Below are 19,709 nucleotides of genomic sequence, written 5' to 3'. Positions count from 1 at the left end.
AGACGACAGCGACGGCGCCGGCGGGACCGACACCGGCCAGAGCGTCGGCGACGTGATGGACCGGCTGGAACGGCTTCGGGCCGAGGACGAAGAGCGCTCGGAGACGGTCTCGGAGGGCGTCCTGCTGGACCAGTTGCGCGAGGTCGAACAGCGTCTGCTGGCCTTCGGGGAGGCGCTCGGCGGCGACCCCGAGGACGTGACGGACCTCCCCTTTACCGAGGAGGCCGGCCTCGATCACATGCCCGAACCGCTGTACGTCCGCCACGACACGGCGATGCTGAATCAGGTCACCTCGTGGCTGTTACAAGACCAGCACATCGGCCTCGTGAGCCCCTACGGGACCGGGAAGTCGGCGTTCCGCGAAATCGTCCTGCGGGACCTCTCGAAGCACGACGACTTCGTCGTGACGCATCTGGACAATCCCCGAGAGACGACGGCGCGGGCGCTGTACCAGACGGTGCTCGAAGCGGCCTACGCCGCCGGCTTCTCCGTCGACTTCGGACACTACTCGCAGGTGCGCAACGGCATCCCGTGGGCGACGGCCGAGGCGAAGACGGCGGTCCGTGAAATCGTCGAGCGGGTGCGCGAACACGGGAAGACGCTCCTGCTGGTCGTCGACGAGATAGAGGTGCTGGAGGCTGACCTGCTCTCGCCGTTGCAGGTGGCCGGCGACGCCGGCGTCCGTCTGTTCCTGACCGGGACCCCCGAGGGGAAACGCCGGGTCGCAGAGATTCGCGGGACGCTCGACTCCCGACTGCGCTACTACGAGGGCATCGAACCGTTCTCCCCGGACGACGTCGCGGAGTACGTCGCTCGCTCGCTGGCGTACTTCCGCGGAGAACCGTACGACGGCGAGACCCCGGACCTGTTCACTCGGGCCGCGATAGCGGACATCCACGAGCGAACCGAGGGGGTCCCCCGAGAGGTGCGCATCGAGTGCCGCGAGTTGTTCACGCGGGCGGCGTTCGTCTGGTACCGCACCGGACAGGACGTCGACCGGATACAGGTGACGCCGGAACTGCGCCACCGGCGGTTCGGGATGGGGCACTGAGAAGCGCCGACGCCACGTCAGCCTGATCAGACGCGGGTGATGAACGTCACCGCCTCGACTTCGAACGCCGTGTCACAGCGGGACGTACCGACCGACTCCGATGCGAACAGGTCGGTGATGCTGTCGAGGACGCCCACGTGCCCTCCGTGCGTTCGTTCGGACGAACGCGTGAGGAATCCTCTCGACAGTTCACGCTTACCCGCCCAGACGTCCGAGAGAGACTATTTAAACACACCACGACAGACAGTGCCACACCGCCGAGAGCGATAGACAGTACGGTGATACATCGTCCGCCAGCAAAAGCATTATATAGAAGCACATTCAATCATCGTCTGACTATGGCTCAACAGCAGATGGGCAACCAGCCCATGATCGTACTTTCCGAGGAGTCCCAGCGCACCTCAGGGAAGGACGCCCAGTCGATGAACATCACGGCCGGCACGGCCGTGGCAGAGGCCGTTCGGACGACACTCGGCCCGAAGGGCATGGACAAGATGCTCGTCGACAACTCCGGGTCGGTCGTCGTCACGAACGACGGCGTGACCATCCTCGACGAGATGGACATCGAGCACCCGGCGGCCAACATGATCGTCGAAGTCGCCCAGACCCAGGAGGACGAGGTCGGGGACGGCACGACGACGGCCGTCGTCATCGCCGGTGAACTGCTGTCGAAGGCCGAGGAACTCCTCGATCAGGACATCCACGCCACCATCCTGGCGCAGGGGTACCGTCAGGCCGCCGAGAAGGCCAAGGAGATTCTCGAAGAGAACGCCATCGAGGTCGACGCCGACGACACCGAGACCCTAGAGAAGGTCGCCGGCACGGCCATGACCGGCAAGGGCGCCGAATCCTCGAAGGACGTCCTCGCCGACCTCGTCGTCCGCGCCGTCCAGTCCGTCGCCGAGGACGACGGCACGGTCGACACCGACAACATCCAGCTCGAGACCGTCGTCGGCGGCGCCACGGACGAGTCCGAACTCGTCGAGGGCGTCATCGTCGACAAGGAGCGCGTCCACGACAACATGCCGTTCGCCGTCGAGGACGCCGACGTCGCGCTGCTGGATACGGCCATCGAGGTCCCCGAGACGGAACTGGACACCGAGGTCAACGTCACCGACCCCGACCAGCTCCAGCAGTTCCTCGATCAGGAAGAGGCCCAGCTCAAGGAGATGGTCGACAAGCTCGTCGAGGCCGGCACGGACGTCGTCTTCTGCCAGAAGGGCATCGACGACATGGCCCAGCACTACCTCGCACAGGAGGGCATCCTCGCGGTCCGCCGCGCGAAGAAGTCCGACATCGAGGCCCTCTCGCGCTCGACGGGCGCCCGCATCGTCTCGAACATCGACGACGTCACCAGCGACGACCTCGGCTTTGCCGGCTCCGTCGCCCAGAAGGACATCGCCGGCGACGAGCGCATCTTCGTCGAGGACGTCGAAGACGCAAAGGCCGTGACGATGATCCTCCGCGGCGGCACCGAACACGTCGTCGACGAAGTCGAGCGCGCCATCGAGGACTCGCTCGGCGTCGTCGCCGCCACGCTGGAGGACGGCAAGGTCCTCCCCGGCGGCGGTGCCCCCGAGACCCAGCTCGCGCTGGGCCTGCGTGACTACGCCGACTCCGTCGGCGGGCGCGAACAGCTCGCCGTCGAGGCCTTCGCCGACGCCATCGACGTCATCCCGCGCACCCTCGCCGAGAACGCGGGTCACGACCCCATCGACTCGCTGGTCGACCTCCGCAGCAAGCACGACGGCGGCAACGTCACCTTCGGGCTGGACGCCTACTCCGGCGAAGTCGTCGACATGGAGGAAGACGGCGTCGTCGAGCCGCTCCGCGTCAAGACCCAGGCCATCGAGTCCGCCACCGAGGCGGCCGTCATGATCCTCCGCATCGACGACGTCATCGCCGCTGGCGACCTCAAGGGTGGCCAGGGCGACGACGACGACGAGGAAGGCGGCCCCGGCGGCCCCGGCGGCGCGCCCGGCGGTATGGGCGGCGGCATGGGCGGCATGGGCGGCGGCATGGGCGGCATGATGTAAGAGAGGCGAGCGTACGCGAGTCTCTTCGAACGGGCGAACGGGCCGTCGTCTCGTGAGCCGAGTGCGGGTCCGGGGCTCCAGACCCCTCGGGCGCGCACACGGTCAGTAGCCCGCGAGCCCCATCGAGCCATCCCCCGACCGCCTGCCGCTGTATCGCTTCCGAACGATTTTCTCTCCGTCCCTCGCGTCCGTAGCCGGTGGCCCGTCCAGTGACGAGGCCCCAGTCCCCTCCCGGACTCGACCGACGACGTCTCGACGCGCCGTCCGAGGCCGAGTCACACTGCCGGTCGGTTGGAACGACAGCACGGACACTGGTGTGTGACTGGGCACCATGCCAGACTCATCTACGCACTGTCAGTATCGATATGATAGGTATCCGGTGAGTAATCGACGATACGACGAAATCAGCTGGGATAGAGATCGCCATCGGCGAGGGGCGATGCTGTGATAGCTGGCACGCAAAAGTGTGTACCCGGTACATACAGTTTTTTCTCCGGGCTGGCTGCCTCCGCTATGGTCGGGTCAACAGTCGGCGGGGAACGGAGCGAGACACGATGTCTGTGGTGAAGTGGGTCACGCGAGTGTTACACGGGGCACAGTCCTGCATCCTCTATGAGTGTCGCATCTGCGGGTCGACGATGGACCAGCGACTGGACGCCTGCCGTGAGTGCGGGTCGCGAGAGATCGCACGGTACAAGCTCTGCTGACCATCGGCGGCCGACGGTAGCGAGCGAAGTCGAAAGGGTTCTTGCCGTCGCTACGAGAGTGTGCGCGTGTCACTGCTGAGTATCTTCGCGTCGGCCATCCTTCCCGTCGTCGGCGTCGCGGCCATCGGCTTCCTGCTGGGTCGCCACGAGGGCATAGAGGCAGACGGCCTCACCACCGTCACCGTGTACGTCCTCGCGCCGGCGCTCGTGGTCCACAGTCTGACCACCTCGGAACTGGCCGGCGGGACCATCCTACAGGTGGTGCTTGCCGTCTTCGGGTTCACCGCGGCGATGCTGTTCGTCGCCGAACTCGTCGGCCGCCTCTCGGGCCACTCGGAGCCGCTGTTGGGGGCGTTCGTCCTCGTCACCGTCTTCCCGAACACGGGCAACTACGGCATCCCGCTCGCCGACTTCGCGTTCGGGGAGACAGGGCGGAGCGTGGCGGTGCTGGTGACGGCGTTACAGGGCGTCCTCCTGTACACCCTCGGCATCTACGTCGCGGCCCGCGGGGGCGACAGCAACCCGCTGTCGGACATGCGCCGGGTGTTCGGCGTGCCGCTGGTGTACGCCGTCGTCGTCGCGCTGGCGGCCCGATGGCTCGGCGTCGTTCCGCCCGAGTCCTCGACACTGATGACGACGCTGGAACTGCTCGGCAACGCCTCCATCCCCGTGATGTTGCTCATCCTCGGCATCCAACTCTCGACTGTCGACGGGACGGACACGCTCCGCCCGGTCGGCACGGCGAGCGGGCTTCGCCTCCTGCTCGCGCCCGTCGTCGCCACCGGTGTCGTCCTGCTGGCCGGCTTCGCGAACCCCACCGTCGCCCGCGTCGTCGTCCTCCTGCTCGCGACGCCCACCGGCGTCACGACGCTCATCCTCGTCGGCGCGTTCAGCCGCGAGACGGACGGTGTCGCCCCCGGCGAGTTCACCAGCGCGACGGTGCTGGTGACGACGGTGGCGAGCGTGCTGACCGTGACGCTACTGGTCGCAGCGTTGCAGTCCGGGCAGGTGGTGTGAGATACGACAGTTATCGTTATGTCAACTCGTACCAAACAAATCCGGTATGGAGCGTGGCACCGACAGGGAACGGGCAGCGGTTCGGGACCGCTGGGAGGCCATGGAGCGCCAGCGGACGCTGACGACCGACCTGCTGGCCGGGCTCTCGCTCGTCGCGGCCGGCGCCATCGTGCTGGGTCTGGCTGCCGCTCGCAGCGTCTGTGAGACGAGCCTCAGGGGGCACGTCCTCGGGTGTACGCCCCTCGCCGGCAGCGAGTCGGCGCTCCTGTTGGTCGCCGTGGGTGTCGCTGCGCTGGTCGCCGGGCTGTGCCGTTTCTGGCGGGTCACCCGGACGTGACCGCCCCCTCGCTCGTCGCGGTTACAGCGACTGCACGAGTCGCCAACAGTCACGCCGCACTGCGGCGGCCGTCTCGTAGCGCCGGAGTTTGTCCTTGGCCGTCGCCTTCGTGACGATTTCGTCGACGGCCGCCGGGAGTCGCGGGTCCACCGACGTCGGGGCCGGCGGTCGCTCCTGAAGGACGCCGCGGCGAACCGCATCGTACTCGCCGGAAAACGGCGGGCGGCCGGTCAGCAGGCGGTAACACACCGTCCCCAGCGCGTACACGTCCGTCGCGGCGTCGATACCCCCGTACTCCCGCGAGAAGTACTCCGGAGCGGCGTAGCGGGGGTCTAAGTACGCCGACGGTTCGAAGTGTGCGCGCACGGTGTCCATCAGGCCGACGTTGTCGAGCCGTGGGGCCGGCACCCCCTCCAGCGACGACACGGGGTAGACGACAGTCTCGGGGTCGATACCGCCGTGGACGAGGCCGTTTCGGTGGCAGTTCGCGAGCGCGCCCGCGAGGTGAGCCACCTCGCGGAGGGCGCGTTCGGTGCTGGGCCGGCCCCGGTCGGCCAGCGAGCCGTCGAGGTACGGCGTCGCCACCCACGGCCGCGGATGGTCGCCCCAGTCGTGGACAGTCACCAACCCGTCGTGGTCGGCGACGCCGGCCCAGCGAGCCAGCGACTCGGCGACGCCGGCGGCGAACTCGGTGCGGGCGTCGGCCTCGTCGGGCAGGTCGAACAGGCGCAGGGCGACGCCGCGTTCCTCGCCGTCGAGGGTCGCACGTGTACGCAGGACAGACCCGTATCGAATCGCCTGCTCGGGTTCGACGACGGCGAGGTCGTCGAACTCGCCGAACAGTTTGATGGCCCGGAAGGCGCGGGACTGCTCGGCACGGGCCAGTCGGTCGCGTCTGTCGACGGCCGCCGGGTCGCCGCGGTGTGCCCGTTCGGCCGCGCGGTCCGCATCGGCGGCCGGCCCGTCGTCGGTACTCGCTCGTTGTGCCACGCCCGGCCCGGGGTCGCGCGTGTCGTCCGTCTCGACGACCTGCCGAACCGCGTCGGTGACGCTGCCGCCGTCGGCCCGTTCGGCGAACGACCAGCCGTCGGCCTCGTCGATAGCGGTCCGGACCCGGCGGGGCGCGTCGCAGTCGGCCAGCGCCGTCCGGACCGACTCCCGGTGGTCCGTGGCGAGAGTCGCCAGCGTCCGAACGAACGGGCGGCGGTCGTCGGCCGCCGAGAGGTGGTCGAGGAGTCGCGTCGCGAGCGGGCGCGAGAGCGACTCGTCGGCGTCGGCGAGCAGACAGAGTGCGCGGGCGGCCTCACGCGGGGCGTCGCCGTCGAGCGCCGCGAGCAGGGGCCGCCCGAACACCGCGAGCAGTCGCTCACCGTCCCGGTCCCCCGACTGTGCGCCGCTACTCATGCGTCGATGATTACGGGCGTTCCCCCATGAACGTACGTCAGACGGCCGTCACACGACGTGGCGCGGCAGACCGACCGTCGTCGGTATCTGCTCACGGGGTCGGCGAATACCGGGAAACGGCCACGGCAGTCCCCGTCAGTCGTCGGCGATAGCGACACCCTCGGCACGGGGGTCGGCCTCGCGCCACGTCCCGCGGAGGAACCACGCGGCGGCGATACCGGCCGCGAGGACGTTCGAGACGCTGAATGCCAGCCAGATGCCCTGTTCGGCCAGAGAGAAGGCGAAGGCGTCGACGACGGTCGGGCCGAGCCACGCCGGGACCACCACCGACCGAGAGGCGACCCACGCGACGGGCAAGCGAATGACGCCGAGCATCGTCACCGCGAGCGCCGCCGCGGTGAGCGTCTTGCCCGACCCGCGGAACCCGCCTGAGTACGAGCGGACGATGCCGATGAACCCGAAGGTGGGCGCGACCCACTGGAGGAACTCGGCGCCGATTTCGACGACCGCGGGGTCGTCGCTGAACACGCTGACGACGGTCGGCGCGGCGAAGATGGTGACGGCGCCGAGCGCGGTCAGGATGACGAAGGAGAACTTCGCGGCGAAGTGGTTGGCCTTCGCGGCGCGGTCGGGTCGGTCCGCGCCGAGGTTCTGGCCGGTCATCGTCTCGACGCCGCGGTCCATCGCGATGGCGGGCATAAACACCAGCGAGAACACGCGGATGCCGACGCCGAACGCGGCGACGACGGTCACGGAGAACGTCCCGACGATGAACAGCATCGCGTTGACCGACAGCGCTCGCCCGGTCCCCTCGACGGAGGCCGGGATGCCCAGTTCGAGCAGTTTCCGGAAGTACGTAAAGTCAGGCACCATGTCTCTCGGGTTGACGCGGATGCCACGGTTCCCGCGGAGCATGAGTGCCACGCCCACGGCGAACGCGAGCCCACGGGAGAAGACGGTGGCGACGGCCGCGCCGACGACGCCCAGTTCGGGGAGCGGCCCCCACCCGAAGATGAGGAACGGGTCGAGGGCGATGTTGAGGACGACCGTGCCGAACATCACGAGCATCGGCGTGACGGTGTCGCCGGCCCCGCGCATCAGCGAGATGAACACGAAGAAGCCGAACATCGTCGACAGGCCAAGCGAGACGACCTGCAGGTAGCCCGTCGCACCCGGCAGGACCTGCTGTGAGGCCCCGAGCAACGCGAGGAAGTCCTCGACGAAGAAGTAACCGACGGCGCCGAGGACGACCGAGGCCCCGACGGCGAAGGTGAGCGTCTGGGAGGCGGCGTACTCCGCCTCCTCGGGTTCGTCGGCCCCGGTGTGCTGGGCAACGAGGACGCTCCCGGCCACCGAGAGGCCCATCCCCAGCGATATGAGCAGGAATATCATCGGGAACGCGAAGGAGATGGCCGCCAGCGCCGTCGTGGAGTACTGCCCCAGCCAGAAGGTGTCCGCGAGGTTGTACGCGACCTGCAGGAGGTTGGTGATGACGATGGGAAAGGAGAGATACAGCAGGGGCTTGCCGATGGGGCCGCTGGTGAGTTCGAGGTCCTCTTGACCTTTGAACAGACCGCCCAGTCGCTCGCCGAGGGCGGCCATCCGGTCGCGGACGGTCACGCCTCGACCTCCCGTTCGGTCGCCAGCACGTGGGTCTCGACGTACTCGGCGAGCATCCGCCGCGTACACTCGACGGAGCGGCCGGACGTGACACGTTCGGTGGCCGCACCGGTCAGCACCGTGACGACGAACCGCGCGGTGTCCTTGGGATCCATCTCCGGGTCGAAGGTCCCGTCTTCGACGCCGGCTTCGAGGACGGTCGTGAGTTCGTCCGCGAGGTACTCGTCGAACCGCGTCAGCCGTTCGCGGAAGCGGGGTTCGTAGGGTGCCTGTGCCCGGATTTCGAGGATCGCCGTCCCGAACTGCTCGCTGTCGTCGTCGGGCTTGTCCAGCACCGCGTCGACGAGTTCGAGGAGGGTCTCGTGGTGGTCCTCCCCTCCGACGTCGGACGTTCGCTCGACGAACCCGTCGTAGAGGTAGTCGAGGAAGGCACACAGCAGGTCGTGCTTGCTGTCGTAGTGGTAGTGCAGCGCCGCCTTGCTCTTCTCGGACTCGTCGGCGATGTCCTGCATCGTCAGGTCGGCGTACCCGTGGGCACACAGCGCGCGGTAGGTCGCGCCCATGATCTCTTCGGAGGTGTCGCCGTCGCTCATTATCAGTAACTAACTGACCAGTCAGTCAAGAACCCATCGGTCTCACGGGTCCCCGGGCAGACGAACGGCAGAAAGGGTTACTCCTGAAGGTCCAGTTCGAACTGCTCGTGTTCGGTCGCCGTATTGAGGACGACCGACGTGTTGGACTCGTTTATCTCGGGGTCGGTGAGCAGTTCTTTGATCTGGGCGTTCATCCCATCGGTGTCCATGAACTTCCCGACGGCGATGATGTCGTAGTCACCGGTGACCTCGTACACCGATATCATCTGCTTGTGCTGTTTGAGACTCTCGGTCACGTCGGGGAGCGAGGACCCCTCTACCTTGAGTTGGATGATAGCCGTGACGTCGTATCCCAGCGCGTCGTAGTCGACCTTCGGTGTGTAGCCGTTGATGATGCCGTCCTCTTCGAGCGCGGAGAGGTGGTTCGAGACGGTCGTGACGGAGACGTCGAGGTCCTCACCGAGACTTCGGAGACTCGCCCGTCCGTCCCCCAGAAGCGCATTTACCAACTTGCGGTCGAGATTTTCGTACGTCATTACACCCACACACGTTCTCGGGGGATTAGAATTTTACGAATGTCCAACTGCTGGGCACAGCCTCGGAATCCTTGCGTAAAACGGCAGTATTTTAGTGGTAGCAATGTTCCTACCCGGTGTCCAAAGATGACAAGCGAACTCTCACCGGAAGCACAGGAGGTACTCGACGAGATCGAAGAAGAGAACGTCGACTTCCTGCGACTGCAGTTTACAGACATCCTCGGCACCGTCAAGAACGTCTCCATCACGGCCGATCAGGCCGAGAAGGCCTTCACCGAGGGCATCTACTTCGACGGGTCGTCCATCGACGGCTTCGTCCGCATTCAGGAGTCCGACATGCGACTCGACCCGGACCCGACGACGTTCGCGGTCCTGCCGTGGCGCGAGAGCGTCGAGGGCGGCTCCAGCGCTCGCCTCATCTGTGACGTCATCAACACGTCGACCGGCGAGCCGTTCTCGGGCGACCCGCGCGGAGTCCTGAAAGACGCCATCCAGCGCGCCAACGACCTCGGCTACGAAGTCAACGCCGCCCCCGAGCCGGAGTTCTTCCTCTTCGAGGAGGACGAGGACGGGCGCGCGACGACGAAGACCAACGACGCCGGCGGCTACTTCGACCTCGCGCCGAAGGACCTCGCCTCCGACGTCCGCCGTGACATCATCTACGGCCTCGAGGAGATGGGCTTCAACATCGAAGCGTCCCACCACGAGGTCGCACAGGGCCAGCACGAGATCAACTTCACGTACGACGACGCCCTGACCACGGCCGACAACGTCGCCACCTTCCGGTCCGTCGTTCGCGCCATCGCGGCCGAACACGACCTGCACGCGACGTTCATGCCAAAGCCCATCCCGCGCATCAACGGCTCCGGGATGCACACCCACATCTCGCTGTTCACCGAGGACGGCGAGAACGCGTTCCACGACGAGGACGACGAGTTCAACCTCAGCGAGGAGGCCAAGCAGTTCACCGCCGGCATCTTAGAGCACGCCCCCGCGCTCGCCGCGGTCACGAACCCGACCGTGAACTCCTACAAGCGACTCGTCCCCGGCTACGAGGCACCCGTCTACGTCGCGTGGTCCGACCGCAACCGCTCGGCGCTCATCCGCAAGCCGGCCGCCCGCACGCCGGCCGCCTCGCGTATCGAGGCTCGCTTCCCCGACCCGTCGTGTAACCCGTACCTCGCCCTCGCCGCGCTCATCCACGCGGGTCTCGACGGTATCGAGAAGGAGCTCGAGTGCGACGACCCGGTCCGCGAGAACATCTACGAGTTCGACGAGCAGAAGCGCGAGGAGTACGGCATCACCACGCTGCCGGAGAACCTCGGCGAGGCCGTCGACGCCCTCGAAGCGGACGAAGTCGTACAGGACGCACTGGGCGAACACGTCTTCGAGAACTTCGTCGAAGCCAAGCGCCAGGAGCACAAGGAGTACCTCGTCGACGTCTCCCAGTGGGAACTCGACCAGTACCTCGAGAAGTTCTAAGCGGGATCCGTCTTCACGTTTTTTTCGCGACGCGCTCGCCGACGAGCGGCAGCGCCAGCGACAGCGCCATCCCGGTACCTGCCAAGAGCGCGACCAGCGGCGGGACGGACTCGGCGGCGGCGATGCCGACCGCGAGCACCGCTATCGAGAGTGCGCCAAGCACGACCGTCACCACCGCACCCCGCCGGGTCGGTTCGGGGACGCTCGGCAGGAACGGCCACGCGAGCGCGCCGCCCGCCGCGAGCCCCAGTCCGGCGGCCATGTCGCGGGTCAGTCCGCCGGCCGCGACGCCGACGAGCGCCAGCGCCGCGGCGAACGCGAATACTCGGTCTGGCCGTCGCAGGTACGTCAGGACCACCCAGAGCGCCGTCCCCGCGATGGCCACGCCGGCCAGAACGTCGACCAGATAGTGGACGCCGATTACGAGTCGGGACAGAGAGACGAGCACGACGGCGACCCCGGCCACGGCGTAGCGGGCGCGGCGGGTGCCGGCTCGGAGCGTCGCGGCGAACCCGCCCCACACCAGCACGGCCGTCGTCGCGTGGCCGCTCGGGAAGCCGTAGCCGTCGCCGGTGGCCATCGACTCGTAGACGCCTCTGAGGACGGCTGGAACGAGGTGAGCGTTCGACGCCGTCCCCGCACCCGGCGGTCGTGGGAGGACGAACACCGCTTTCAGTCCGACGGCGAGCGCGACGGCACAGGAAAGCAGACCGAGGAGTCGCGCCGCTCGGTCGCGTGTCAAGCCCCGACCGAGCCATGGCGTCTGCGTGCCGACCCAGTAGGCGAGCAGACAGGCCGACGCGGCGAACCAGAAGTCGCCGAGTTGCGTGACCAGCGCGAAGCCCACGACGGCCACATCCGGAAGCTCCGAGAGGAGGTCCGTGACGCCGACGGTTCGGCTCATCTACGCCAGTCGCGGACCTTGTCGATGGCGATGCCGGGGAGCCCGGTCACGCGGAAGGTGACGCCGACGAGCAACATGACGACGTACAGACCGAGCGTCGAGAGCCAGATGACGAGCATCGCCAGTACGGCCCAGAGCCCCTGATCTTGCAGGTAGTAGAACGCCCCGAGAGTCATAATCGTGCCATAGAGGAGGACGACGTAGGGACCCCAGCCACGGGCGTGTCCCCGGCGCATCCGCCGACGGACGTACTGCTTCAGGTCGTCTTTGACGTCGTCCTGGTGGAGCGTGCGGTCCTCGATGTCGTCGCGGAACGACTCGAACTCCTCGCGTAACTGTTCGAGTTCCTCGTCGGTCAGGTCGTCGCCGGCACCGGTAGCGTCCGGCGGTGGCGTCTCGCCCGACGGCCTGTCGGCGTCCTCGCTCATCGCTTTGCTGGACCGTCGAAGCGGTTCCTGTTGTAGTTGCCGGTCCATATCGCCCAAGAGGACCTTGTTGAACGCCGCCCCGACGAGCAGAATCTGGCCGGCGAAGTAAAACCACGTCACCAGCAAGAGCGCGCCGCCGATGACGCCGTACAACTGGAAGCTCCCGGCCTGCGAGGCGTAGATGCTGAAGGCGGTCCCGAACACCGTCCAGGCGACGGCGGCGAGCAACGCCCCGGGCAGGGCCTCGCGGAGCGAGAGGTCCGCGTCCGGAAAGAGGTAGTACAGCGGCAGGAAGGCGACGGTGAGGACGGGGATCAGCGCCAGTCCGCCGAGAGCGACGGTGACGCCGAAGAACGCGCCGAGCGACCCGACGACGAACAGACCCGCGAGCGCCAGTCCGATACCCGCCAGTGCCGACGCGGCGTCGACCACCGTGCCGACGAAGGAGTCGTCCCCCGACGTACCGTAGATTTGCGAGAACGCGAGATCGAGTCCGCGGAACACCTTCAGCGCGCCCCAGACGGTCACTGCCAACCCGAACACCGTCGCACCGCCCCGTCCGACGGCGCTCGTCAGGGCGTCTTCGAGGAGGTCGGCGGCGGCGGGCGACAGCGCCGACCCGACGGCGCCGACGACGCTCTCGGCGAACGCCTCGCCGCCGACTATCGACCCGACGACCAGCGAGAGCAACAGGAGCGGGAAGACGGAGACGAACATGTAGTAGGCGATGCTGGCCGCCAGAAACGAGATCTGGTCCTCGCGAACCGTCTGGACGAGTTCGCTGACGACGGCGACGGCGCGTTTGCGGTCCACGTCGGTGTCTCGGGCGGCCGATACAAATATGTCGGCGCTACGCCACGGCGTCGCCGGTGAGACTCGCTAGTCGTCCAGCGCGGCGTCGGGCCGATAGGCCCGACTGACCACCCGCCACGTCCCGGAGTCGAACCGGTAGTAGGTGATGGCGGCGGGGACGGCCGTCTCCACGAGCAGGGAGGCGTACAGCGCGAACAGGCCGATTCGCGGGACGAGCACACCCACGTAGGCGACTGGGAGCGCAAAGAGGTACATCCCGGCGAGTTGGGAGTACAGCGGCCACCGGGTGTCGCCGCTGGCCCGGAGCGGTCCCGTCGCGCCGCCGTCGACGCCGCGGAAGACGACGCTGGCGCAGGCGACGGCGACGAACACCGTCACCAGTCCGATCACGGCCGGGTCGTCGACGAACAGACGGCTAATCTGGCGGGAGAAGGGCGTGAGCGCGGCGGCGACGAGGACGTAGACGCCGATGCCGAGACGGAGGACGGTCCGCGCCCACTCGGTCGCCTCGCGCTCGTCGTCCTCGCCCAGCGCCTGCCCGACGAGGCTACTGGAGGCCAAACTCAGCCCCCAGTTCGGCGTGTCGAGCAGCATTCGGACCCGCAGAGCGACGACGTACGCCGAGACGACGGTCGGGCCGAACAGGCCGACGATGAACAGGCGCGGAAACTGCGCGCCCGTCCGGGCGAGGTTCGTTCCGACGAGCGGCGTCCCCATCGACGCGAGGTCACGGGCCAGCGACGCATCGAGGAACGGTCGCGAGAGCGGAATCTGTACGGGGAACTCGACGCCGGGCAGACCGCCGCGGGCGAGGCCGACGGCGAAGGCGGCGGTGACGAGGACGTTCGCGACGACGGTGCCGACGGCGGCCCCGACCACGCCCATCCCCAACCCGAAGATGAGCGTGGCGTTGAACACGACGTTGACGACGGCGCCACCCCCGCGAACGAGCATGGGCGCGTAGGCGTCGTCGGCCCCGACGAGGGTGCGACTGCCGACGAGGTTCAGCGCGGCGAACGGGACGCCGATGGAGACGACTTTGAGGTAGCGTTCGCCGTAGCCGACGGCGGCGTCTCCGGAGCCGACGAGTTCGACCAGAAACCCGGGGTAGAGCCAGTACGCCGCCGTCACCGGGAGCGTGATGGCGAGGACGACGGCGGCGCTCGTCGTCACCGTCAACCCCAGTTCCTCGCGGGCGTCGGCGCCGAACCGTTGGGACACCATCCCGATGGTCCCGCCAGCGACGCCGCCGCCGAGCGCGAACGCCAGCCCCCAGAACGGCGAGGCGAACCCGACACCGGCGATGGCCGTCGGCCCGATAGCCAGCCCCACCATCGCCACGTCCGCCGTCGACTTCGACATCCGGGCGAGTCCCGTGACGATGCGGGGCCACGAGAGGTCCGTCGCCCGTGCGATTCGCTCGCGTTCGGCGAGGCCGGCGCGAGCGAGGAGGCCGCCGACGAACAGCAGGAGGGCACGGACGGGGTTGTAGCGGGACGACACGAACACCACCTTGTCGGTCGACCCTCAAATGGGTTAAGACCCGACCCGGCCACACAGGGTTTATACTCGGGCCGAGCGAGCACCGAGACATGGAGACGGAGATGGCCATCCGGTCGGCGACGATGCAGGTGACGATACTGTTGCTCGTCGCGGCCGGCCTGTTGCTCGCACTCGGCGTCGCCGGCGTGCCGGCGTCGCTCCCGCTGGTCGTCCTGTTGCTCGCGCTGGCCGGCGGCTTGTATCTCACCCGTCCCGACGAGGGCGAGGTCGGCTTCGTCGTCGGCATCGACGTCGACAGCCTGCTGGACTCGCTGTGGCTGGCGCCGGCTATCGCGGCCGCCCCGCTCGTCCTCGAACTGGGCGCGACGCCCGAAGAGGTACAGGCGCTCGGCGGGTTGCTCGGGTTGGCCGGGATGGCGAACTACTTCCTTCGACCGGTGTACCTGCTGGCCTACGGCCTCGTCCGATCGCTGACGGGCGATAGCGGCCGGCAGGTCAACGGGCGATAACCCGGCTACTCCGCCGTCGCGTCCCGAATCTCCGTCACGTCGGCGTCCGTCTTGAACGTCGTCCCGCCGTAGTGCGAGCGGGAGGCGTCGTAGCCCGCGTCTCGGAGTTTCTCGATGAACGTGTCCATCGCCTCGGCACCGCGACCCCACCGCTTGCAGAGGCGGTGCTGGTCGTAGTGGGTCGGCGTGTCGAGTTCGGCTCCGAGCGTCGCCAACAGCTCCTCGGCCTTCTCGGCGGTGCCCATGTCCTCGGTGAGGTGGTCGCTGACCGACGCCGCGAAGTCGGGGTCACAGGTCCGGCCCAGCCAGATGGGGCCGGCGGTCTGAAGGTGTTCGTCACAGACCGGGCAGGCGTCGGGCGCGTCGGCGATGAGGCCGTAGTCGTGGTCGCGCCACAGGCAGTGCTGGCAGTGGTGGACGTAGCCCAGTTCGTCGATGCAGTCGTTGGCGACCCGCGCGCCGTGTTCGAAGTCGAGGTACGTGCGAGCGTAGTGTTTCGTGGCGTGGCTGAGAATCGGCCGGGCCGCGATGTCGTAGCGGGCGGCGGTCCGCACCATCGCCGAGAGCAGGACGCGCATCCCCATCTCGGCGTGGAACTCGGTGTTTCGCGGGACGGCACCGTAACTCCGGACGCCGCTCTCGAAGTGAGCGCCACACAGCGGCGCGGTGTCGGTGGCCGTGACACAGAGCAGGTGTTTCGTCCCCTGCACGGCGGCGTCGGCGAATGGAATCGGCGTCCCGAACGGGTCGACGTCGACCACGTCGAACGCCTCCGAGTGCATGAGGACGTTGGCGTTCTGGTGGCGAACCTCGGCCGCGAGGTCGTTGCGATCGAGGTTGTCCTCACAGAGCGCGACGGCGTCGTCGTCGACGTCACACAGCGTCGTCTCCCACCCGTCGGCGGCCGCTCGCACCCCGCGGATGCCGCTGGCGGCGGTGGCGTCCAGATAGCGCTCGACGCGGTCGTCGCGCTCCCGGTAGGCCCGCAGCGCCGCCACGGTGAGGTCACGGTTCAGTTCCTGTACGGGGTTGAAGAACACGTCCGCTCCCTTGCCGGCATCCGGTTGTTCGGGGACCGAGACGGTGACCTGCCCCTCGCTGACGCGCATACCCGTCTCTCCGTGCGGGCGCCGTTAAGTCGTTCGAAGGTGGGTCAGGCCGCGGCGGGATCGCTGACGACGGCGCGTTCGCGCGGGAGTCGGACCGTCGCCGTCGTCCCGTCGCTCGTGTCGAAGGCGAGGTCGCCTTCGAGCGTCTGGACCGCCCAGTGAACCAGCCACAGACCGATGCCGCTTCCGTGGTCCAAATCCGTCTCCCGCCCCCGTTCGATCACCGACAGTTCGTGTTCGGGAACGCCGGGGCCGTTGTCGGCGACGGTGAGGACCACGTCGTCACCCTCGATGCGAGTACTCACTTCGACGGTCGCCTCGGGGACGTGCTGCAGCGCGTTCTCGACGAGGTTGGTGACGACGACGCCAAGTAACACTGGCTGGGTCCGGAGCGTGAGGCCGTCGGGTACCTCGACGTCGACGGTCCCCCCGTACTCCTCGGCGAGCGGTCTCACGGTGTCCTCGATGCGTTCACGGAGGGCGACCGGTTCGATATCCTCGGCGTCGACGCCGGCCGTCGAGAGCGTGCGGGCCTTATCGCCGGATTCGACGAGGCGGTCGACGGCCCGTTCGATGGTCGCGGCGTGGTCGGCCGGTTCGCCCTCCAGTTCCGCCGCCAGCAACTCGGCGCGGGCCTGAATGACGACGCTCTCGTTGCGGACGTTGTGGCGGAGAAAGCGGTTCAGCACCGCCAGTCTGCGCTCGCGCTGTATCTCGTCGGTGATGTCCTGAAAGACGGCGGTGTACCCCAGATGGGTGTCGCCCGCGTCGCGTAACTCCGTCTGCTGGACCTTGTAGACGTCCCGCCGGCCGCCGTTCTCGACGGCGAACCGGTCGTAGGCCTCGCCGACGGTAAACGTATCACCGACGAGCAGTCCGTCCAGCGGGTCGGTCAGCGCCGACCGCTTCTCGACGCCCAGCATCGACTCGGCGGCCGGATTGAGGTTGACGATGCGGCCGTCGACGTCGACGATGGCCACCGGCGTCGCGATGTCGTCGATGGCCGCCCGCTCGCCCGCCCGACGAGTCGCCGGGTGGAACTCGAACATACCGCTCCGAATGAAGGCATACGAGTCCAACGCGATGTGTGGGAGGAACGCGAGCGTCGTCAGGTTCGCCGTCGGGCCGATGCCCAGCGCCCACACCAGCACCGCGAGGCCGGGCGGGACCGGACTCAGTCCGACGGCGATGGCCTCGCGACGGTACAGCGGGCCGTAGCTGATGACGGTGTCGAACACCAGCACCGTCCCGAACACGACGAACAGCATGGCGACGAAGACGACGACGTACCCCAACGGCTGGAAGGTGTACTGGACGAGCGAGGCCCCATCGACCGCCAGCGGACGAAAGTCGTCCCACAGGAGCGTATGGAACGGATTCGTCAGCGCCAGTAGGGAGCCAGCGGCCGGGACGGCGGCCAAACCGGTGAACAGCCGACTCTCCAGTATCGTCGTCCGGCCGGTGTACCCCAGCGCGAACGCGAGAAAGAAGAACCCGATCCACACCAGACACACCCACGTCACCGCCTCCAGTCCCCGGCGGACGAGCGGCGTCGAGGCGAGGACGGCGACGCCGTAGGTGCCACACCAGACGGTGATGGTCGCGATGGTCGCGACGAACCACTTCGCACCCGGCTTGTCCCAGTGGTCGCGGAGTTGAGCCAACAGATACAGCGACCCCACCCCCGACGCGAACGATCCCAGTGCGAGCCAAGGGACAGCGCCGACCATGACACATCGTGGGTTCGCTCCCTGTTTATGGTTCCGGGGCCCTCGCGGACCGAGGGAGACGACGCTGTTTTGTCACACCTCTGCCTAGCCAGCGTGTGACCGCCGTCGACGACTGGGTTGCGCTGCTGGAATCCGAGGGGACACTCTCCCCGGAGGCAGTGACAGCTATCGTCGACGCCCACGGCGACCGCGGACAGCGCGCCATCGAGGCCGTCGGCGAGAGTCGCGTCAAAGGCTATCGCGATTTCACCGTCGTCGTCGGCTACGAGGACGAGTACATCGTCGAGGACGGCGGCTGTCCGTGTGCCGACGCCGAGTACAACCTCGACAGCGAGGACCCCGACGACCTGTGCTGGCACGCCATCGCCGTCCGCATCGCCGAGGCCATCGACGCCGTCGACGACCACGACATGTGGTACTCGGACGTCCGGGACTTCCTATAGTACCTTTTTCCGGCTCGGGTGTCCTCGGCCGCCTCCGGCGGCCTGTGGACACCACTCGCCGCAAAAATCTACGCTAAAAAGGCCGGAATCGCCGTCGGCGATTCCGGGGAAACCGCGCCGTCGGCGCGGTATGCTCGCCACTGACGAACGGCATCCCGGATACCGACAGCAGGCGTGTAGACCGAGGGAGCGTCGGCCACGGGGACGGTACGGTCCGGTACTTGACGACACTACTTTATTCGCACCTCGTGTGTTGGAAATATGCCCGGACTGCCACTCCTGTTCGGTCCGATGCCGAGCGAGTCGGATTTCCTCGTCACCGGACTGCTGACGATCGTGCCGGCAGTGACGCTAGCGTTGTTCGTCCGTGTGAGCGCGACCGAGAACGACGTTCCCCATTCGCTCGCCTGGCCGGTCGCAACGCTGTTTGCCGGCCTCAGCGACGCGCTCGCGTTCGGGAGTTGGGTCGTCCTCTTTCTCTATCTGACCGTCAGTGAGCGGGACTCCGAGCGGGAAGGGCCGATCAGTCGGTGGCTGATCCACCGAGGGCGAAACTGAGTCGGCCGTCCACTCCCGCTCGACCGTGTGGTTACCGCTGGTCGACGCAGTAGTCGACGTAGTTCCGCAGGATGCGCAGACCCGTCTCGCCGGACTTCTCGGGGTGGAACTGGGTGCCGAAGACGTTGCCGGCCTCGTTAGCGACGATGGAGGCGAAGTCGACGCCGTAGTCGGTGGTGGCGACGACGCTCTCCTCGTCGTCGGGGACGGCGTAGTACGAGTGGACGAAGTAGGCGTACTGGCCGTCGACGGAACCACGGGTTCCGTCTGCCCGTGGGGTCGAAGACCCCACGCTGTCGACGCCCTCGACGAGGGGGTGGTCGCGCTGGACGTGCAGTTCGTTCCAGCCCATGTGGGGCACCGTCTGGTCGCGGGAAAAGCGGACGTTCTTCCCGGGGACGAGGTCCAGTCCCTCGGCGTCGCCCTGTCCGGCGTGGTCGGCCTCCTCGCTGGTGGTCAGGAGCATCTGCATCCCGAGACAGATGCCGAACAGGGGTTTGCCGGCCTCGGCCTGTTCGACGAGTGCGTCGCGGAACGGCCCGGCGTTGTCCATGCCCTCGGAGAAGGCCCCGACGCCGGGGAGAACGATGCCGTCGGCGGCGTCGAAGTCGGCCGGGTCCTCCGAGAGCGTGACGCTCGCGCCGGCGCGTTCGAGGCCGCGCGTGACGCTCCGGAGGTTCCCCAGTCCGTAGTCGACGACGACCACCTCGGCGGCGGTCTGTCTGGTGTTCATGTGCGCGAGTAGGCCGAGGCGGGCTAAGTGCGTTCTCCTTCGGTCAGGTTTCGCGAGCGGTAGCGGTGTGGTGGCCAGGCGCGCGCTCCGTCGCGCGCCGGCGGGGAAGGGCAGGCCCGAAGTGTGAGCATCCCGCGCCGGCGGCACGGTTTCACGGGACCGAGCGAAGCGAGGTCCCGCCTTTTTCCCAGGTTTT

The 19,709-nt window shown here is 67.7% G+C and carries 19 protein-coding genes; 9 read left to right on the top strand and 10 right to left on the bottom strand.

Going from position 1 to position 19,709, the window contains the following annotated elements:
- The first annotated feature begins 55 nt into the window (after positions 1-55).
- The 5 genes from NDI85_RS15230 (at position 56) to NDI85_RS15210 (ending at position 5,148) form a co-directional block, all read left to right on the top strand.
- On the top strand, positions 56-1,051 hold the full coding sequence (locus tag NDI85_RS15230) for an ATP-binding protein (protein WP_310916429.1): 996 nt from the start codon (positions 56-58) through the stop codon (positions 1,049-1,051).
- Between the two features lie 353 nt (positions 1,052-1,404).
- Positions 1,405-3,087, top strand: a complete 1,683-nt coding sequence (gene thsA / locus NDI85_RS15225) for a thermosome subunit alpha (RefSeq protein WP_189000441.1) — start codon at positions 1,405-1,407, stop codon at positions 3,085-3,087.
- A 554-nt stretch (positions 3,088-3,641) separates the two neighbouring features.
- Positions 3,642-3,794, top strand: coding sequence for a hypothetical protein (locus tag NDI85_RS15220; protein WP_189000218.1), 153 nt, complete (start codon positions 3,642-3,644; stop codon positions 3,792-3,794).
- Between the two features lie 66 nt (positions 3,795-3,860).
- Positions 3,861-4,811: an AEC family transporter gene (locus NDI85_RS15215; protein WP_310916265.1), complete on the top strand. Its 951-nt coding sequence runs from the start codon at positions 3,861-3,863 to the stop codon at positions 4,809-4,811.
- Between the two features lie 46 nt (positions 4,812-4,857).
- Entirely contained in the window at positions 4,858-5,148 is a 291-nt protein-coding gene (locus NDI85_RS15210) for a hypothetical protein (protein WP_189000223.1), read from the top strand.
- Between the two features lie 21 nt (positions 5,149-5,169).
- On the opposite strand, the gene NDI85_RS15205 is transcribed toward NDI85_RS15210, so the two are convergent.
- The 4 genes from NDI85_RS15205 to lrp all read right to left on the bottom strand — a co-directional run bounded on the left by NDI85_RS15205 (position 5,170) and on the right by lrp (position 9,301).
- Positions 5,170-6,552, bottom strand: a complete 1,383-nt coding sequence (locus NDI85_RS15205; protein ID WP_310916264.1) for a protein kinase domain-containing protein — start codon at positions 6,550-6,552, stop codon at positions 5,170-5,172.
- 135 nt (positions 6,553-6,687) lie between these two features.
- Positions 6,688-8,172 (bottom strand): MATE family efflux transporter, encoded by a 1,485-nt coding sequence (locus NDI85_RS15200; RefSeq protein ID WP_189000228.1) that lies wholly within the window; start codon positions 8,170-8,172, stop codon positions 6,688-6,690.
- On the bottom strand, positions 8,169-8,765 hold the full coding sequence (locus NDI85_RS15195) for a TetR/AcrR family transcriptional regulator (RefSeq protein ID WP_310916263.1): 597 nt from the start codon (positions 8,763-8,765) through the stop codon (positions 8,169-8,171). The genes NDI85_RS15200 and NDI85_RS15195 overlap by 4 nt, the downstream gene beginning before the upstream one ends.
- A 77-nt stretch (positions 8,766-8,842) precedes the next feature.
- Positions 8,843-9,301, bottom strand: a complete 459-nt coding sequence (gene lrp / locus NDI85_RS15190) for an HTH-type transcriptional regulator Lrp (RefSeq protein ID WP_166967637.1) — start codon at positions 9,299-9,301, stop codon at positions 8,843-8,845.
- 126 nt (positions 9,302-9,427) lie between these two features.
- Between lrp and glnA the strand changes: the two genes are divergently transcribed.
- Complete coding sequence (gene glnA, locus NDI85_RS15185) at positions 9,428-10,783, top strand: type I glutamate--ammonia ligase (protein ID WP_189000235.1); 1,356 nt, start codon at positions 9,428-9,430, stop codon at positions 10,781-10,783.
- A gap of 13 nt (positions 10,784-10,796) precedes the next feature.
- On the opposite strand, the gene NDI85_RS15180 is transcribed toward glnA, so the two are convergent.
- The 3 genes from NDI85_RS15180 to NDI85_RS15170 form a co-directional block, all read right to left on the bottom strand.
- Positions 10,797-11,687 (bottom strand): phosphatase PAP2 family protein, encoded by an 891-nt coding sequence (locus NDI85_RS15180; protein ID WP_189000252.1) that lies wholly within the window; start codon positions 11,685-11,687, stop codon positions 10,797-10,799.
- On the bottom strand, positions 11,684-12,928 hold the full coding sequence (locus NDI85_RS15175) for a YihY/virulence factor BrkB family protein (protein ID WP_189000255.1): 1,245 nt from the start codon (positions 12,926-12,928) through the stop codon (positions 11,684-11,686). The genes NDI85_RS15180 and NDI85_RS15175 overlap by 4 nt, the downstream gene beginning before the upstream one ends.
- A gap of 66 nt (positions 12,929-12,994) precedes the next feature.
- Positions 12,995-14,431 (bottom strand): MATE family efflux transporter, encoded by a 1,437-nt coding sequence (locus NDI85_RS15170; RefSeq protein ID WP_189000258.1) that lies wholly within the window; start codon positions 14,429-14,431, stop codon positions 12,995-12,997.
- 89 nt (positions 14,432-14,520) lie between these two features.
- Between NDI85_RS15170 and NDI85_RS15165 the strand changes: the two genes are divergently transcribed.
- Positions 14,521-14,940 carry a hypothetical protein gene (locus tag NDI85_RS15165; protein WP_310916262.1) on the top strand — a complete coding sequence of 140 codons (420 nt, stop codon included), beginning with the start codon at positions 14,521-14,523 and terminating at the stop codon, positions 14,938-14,940.
- 5 nt (positions 14,941-14,945) lie between these two features.
- Here NDI85_RS15165 and NDI85_RS15160 read toward each other — a convergent pair whose 3' ends face one another.
- Positions 14,946-16,049 (bottom strand): tRNA (guanine(26)-N(2))-dimethyltransferase, encoded by a 1,104-nt coding sequence (locus NDI85_RS15160; protein WP_310916261.1) that lies wholly within the window; start codon positions 16,047-16,049, stop codon positions 14,946-14,948.
- 44 nt (positions 16,050-16,093) lie between these two features.
- Positions 16,094-17,779, bottom strand: a complete 1,686-nt coding sequence (locus tag NDI85_RS15155; protein WP_189000266.1) for a histidine kinase N-terminal 7TM domain-containing protein — start codon at positions 17,777-17,779, stop codon at positions 16,094-16,096.
- Positions 17,780-17,874: 95 nt separating this feature from the next.
- Here NDI85_RS15155 and NDI85_RS15150 point away from each other — a divergent pair, with 95 nt between their 5' ends.
- Both NDI85_RS15150 and NDI85_RS15145 read left to right on the top strand, forming a co-directional pair.
- Positions 17,875-18,222 carry a hypothetical protein gene (locus NDI85_RS15150; protein ID WP_310916260.1) on the top strand — a complete coding sequence of 116 codons (348 nt, stop codon included), beginning with the start codon at positions 17,875-17,877 and terminating at the stop codon, positions 18,220-18,222.
- Between the two features lie 261 nt (positions 18,223-18,483).
- Positions 18,484-18,780, top strand: coding sequence for a hypothetical protein (locus NDI85_RS15145; protein WP_189000272.1), 297 nt, complete (start codon positions 18,484-18,486; stop codon positions 18,778-18,780).
- Positions 18,781-18,811: 31 nt separating this feature from the next.
- Here NDI85_RS15145 and hisH read toward each other — a convergent pair whose 3' ends face one another.
- Complete coding sequence (gene hisH / locus NDI85_RS15140; protein WP_310916259.1) at positions 18,812-19,513, bottom strand: imidazole glycerol phosphate synthase subunit HisH; 702 nt, start codon at positions 19,511-19,513, stop codon at positions 18,812-18,814.
- Positions 19,514-19,709 lie beyond the last annotated feature (196 nt).

Origin of the sequence: Haloarcula sp. S1AR25-4, assembly GCF_031624555.1 — an archaeon.
GTDB classification, from domain to species: Archaea; Halobacteriota; Halobacteria; order Halobacteriales; family Haloarculaceae; genus Haloarcula; species Haloarcula pellucida.
This window is presented reverse-complemented; position numbering and strand designations above follow the sequence as displayed.

Excerpts from the sequence above, each read along its gene's own strand:
- NDI85_RS15155 (WP_189000266.1), bottom strand. The coding sequence starts at position 17,779 with ATGGTCGGCGCTGTCCCTTGGCTCGCACTGGGATCGTTCGCGTCGGGG.
- NDI85_RS15230 (WP_310916429.1), top strand. The coding sequence starts at position 56 with ATGGACCGGCTGGAACGGCTTCGGGCCGAGGACGAAGAGCGCTCGGAG.
- NDI85_RS15145 (WP_189000272.1), top strand. The coding sequence starts at position 18,484 with ATGCCCGGACTGCCACTCCTGTTCGGTCCGATGCCGAGCGAGTCGGAT.
- NDI85_RS15195 (WP_310916263.1), bottom strand. The coding sequence starts at position 8,765 with ATGAGCGACGGCGACACCTCCGAAGAGATCATGGGCGCGACCTACCGC.
- lrp (WP_166967637.1), bottom strand. The coding sequence starts at position 9,301 with ATGACGTACGAAAATCTCGACCGCAAGTTGGTAAATGCGCTTCTGGGG.
- NDI85_RS15180 (WP_189000252.1), bottom strand. The coding sequence starts at position 11,687 with ATGAGCCGAACCGTCGGCGTCACGGACCTCCTCTCGGAGCTTCCGGAT.
- glnA (WP_189000235.1), top strand. The coding sequence starts at position 9,428 with ATGACAAGCGAACTCTCACCGGAAGCACAGGAGGTACTCGACGAGATC.
- NDI85_RS15210 (WP_189000223.1), top strand. The coding sequence starts at position 4,858 with ATGGAGCGTGGCACCGACAGGGAACGGGCAGCGGTTCGGGACCGCTGG.
- NDI85_RS15165 (WP_310916262.1), top strand. The coding sequence starts at position 14,521 with ATGGAGACGGAGATGGCCATCCGGTCGGCGACGATGCAGGTGACGATA.
- NDI85_RS15160 (WP_310916261.1), bottom strand. The coding sequence starts at position 16,049 with ATGCGCGTCAGCGAGGGGCAGGTCACCGTCTCGGTCCCCGAACAACCG.
- NDI85_RS15220 (WP_189000218.1), top strand. The coding sequence starts at position 3,642 with ATGTCTGTGGTGAAGTGGGTCACGCGAGTGTTACACGGGGCACAGTCC.
- hisH (WP_310916259.1), bottom strand. The coding sequence starts at position 19,513 with ATGAACACCAGACAGACCGCCGCCGAGGTGGTCGTCGTCGACTACGGA.
- NDI85_RS15205 (WP_310916264.1), bottom strand. The coding sequence starts at position 6,552 with ATGAGTAGCGGCGCACAGTCGGGGGACCGGGACGGTGAGCGACTGCTC.
- thsA (WP_189000441.1), top strand. The coding sequence starts at position 1,405 with ATGGGCAACCAGCCCATGATCGTACTTTCCGAGGAGTCCCAGCGCACC.